The organism is Fannyhessea sp. (genome assembly GCF_986145555.1).
In genome coordinates, this window is record NZ_CFRCNA010000053.1 from 1 (window position 1) to 2,182 (window position 2,182).

Sequence of the window (2,182 nt, forward strand, 5' to 3'; positions counted from 1 at the left end):
CACAAGCATTCAAAACAAAAAAACGTAAGCGCCCTCGGCACGTCTATATATGTTTTTACAGCGAAGCCCTCTTAATAACAATTGTATCGTGTGCGTGAACAGAAGGAGGTGCTGTTTTACGCAGCACCTCCTCGTTATCCTTGCATGAAACCTTACCAAAGACTCACTTAGCTTTGGGGATTATAGTTTGGATCTGATGTATCAACATCCAATTCAAACGTATGATAAATAAGGTTGCCAACGGCTGCGCCCTTAACATAAGGCTTAGCCACAAAGGTTCCCTTTGGCCAGTACAGAGGAATGGTTGCATAATCTTCACGAGTAATCTTGGTATCAACTTGCTTGTAGATATCTGCACGCTCTTGTTCATCATGAGAAGTACGTGCCTTATCTAACAGAGCGTCTACCTCATGATTGTTATAGAACGACGATTTTTTAGCAGCACTGGTGCTGTAAAAGTATGTATACAGGTGATTATCGCCATCGGCATAAAGCGGATACCAACCAAGTGCCGTAATTTGGAGATTTCCATCTGCCCAGTCTTTAGCCCAAACGCCAGCATCTTCTACCTGTACATCAAGATCTACGCCTATTTTTGACCAATAATCCTGAACTGCTACAACCTGTTTTTGGCTCAAACCAGCACGAACTTTTGCAGTAAGTTTAAGATTGGTTACACCTGCCTCGGCAAGCAAAGCTTTTGCCTTATCAGGATTATATTCAAGCGCACCCATATCCTTAAGCGAACCAGGTGTTTGAGGAGCAAGCCAACCACCAGCAGCAATAGCATTGCCACTTGCGATGGTATCAACAAGCTCTTGACGGTTAATTGCCAGCGACAAAGCCTGACGAACACGAACATCCTCAAGGCCTTTGCCTTGTTTAAGGTTAAGGTTAATAAAATGTACACCTAAAGATTCATACGAATGAATAAGATCTTTAACATCGGCATCTGCCTGATATTGTGCAAGCAACGAAGGATCAAGGTCGCAATAATCTATGTCGCCATTCTTAAACGCAAGCATCTTAGTGTTGAGATCGTCAAAGTATTTATAGTGGATCTCATCCAGAGCGGGCTTTCCATCGTGATGGTCATCAAAGCGAGCAAGTACAACTTCGGTTGTTTCGTCGTTTGAAACAAGTTTATAACGACCAGTACCAATAAGGTTAGTGCCCTGGCCCCAATCTTTACCTGCTTTTTCGCAAGCATCTTTGGGGAAAATATGTGAATAGGAAATAGCAAGATTAGACGGGAATGCCGCAAATGGAGCTTTAAGCGTAAAAGTAAAATGCGTGTCATCTTGAATCTTAAAACCAGCAAGCTCTTTTGCTTTACCAGCAAGCATTTCGTCGGCACCTAAAATTGATGTATACATATACGTGGATTTTGCAGCAGTTTCAGGAGTAAACATACGCTCGAACGTATATTTAACGTCTGCAGAAGTAAGCGTTGAACCATCATGGAACTTAACACCCGATTTAAGTGTGCATGGCAGGGTTACCCCGTCTGCTTCAAATTGAGGAATTGACTCAAGCAAGACAGGAACCAACTTGTTAGTTTCATCCCAACGAAGCAAAGCTTCACAAATGCTATCCGAAATTGAAGCAGAAAGTGAATTTGTACTGCGTTGCATATCCAGAGGAACTTTAGCATTGGCTAAGCCAAAACGCACAATTTTTTTCTTATCTGCACCTGCATTTTCATCAGTTGCACCACAAGCGCTCAACATCGCCGAAGCGGCGATGCCGCCCATGGAGACGGCTGATGCCTTAAGGAAATTACGACGGGTAATTGTATCCATCTTAATCCTACCTTTCCTAAAGCTTGTCGTGTAAAACGTAAGCATTGAATTCCAAAATTTACAGACGTTCATAAAAACATACTATATGTCTTTCGTTCGTAAATAATGTATTCAAATTTGCTTACGAATAACTTTGTCATGTTTTGTGAGATGTGAAAAGACTTTTTTGAATTTGGAAACAATTATGTAATATTTACCCACATGTTAAACACAAATGACCTATGTTTTCCCATGATTGCGTATGATTTAGATCATATAAGATAAAATCAATGCCATTCAGAATACCATCCTACACACGATTTACACTATTGTTTGTATTTTTGCCTTCTTAATACAACTTTCCCCTATTTTTTTGCCGATTATTATTCAAAAAGCAAATA

The 2,182-nt window shown here is 40.6% G+C and carries 1 protein-coding gene; it reads right to left on the reverse strand.

Features of this window, described 5'->3' with window-relative positions:
* Positions 1-167 precede the first annotated feature (167 nt).
* A complete protein-coding gene (locus AC5GD6_RS06200; protein ID WP_061102847.1) occupies positions 168-1,802 on the reverse strand; it encodes an ABC transporter substrate-binding protein in 1,635 nt (544 codons plus the stop codon).
* Positions 1,803-2,182 lie beyond the last annotated feature (380 nt).

Bases quoted from the DNA above. Each gene is read 5' to 3' on its own strand.
- AC5GD6_RS06200 (WP_061102847.1), bottom strand. From the start codon at position 1,802: ATGGATACAATTACCCGTCGTAATTTCCTTAAGGCATCAGCCGTCTCC.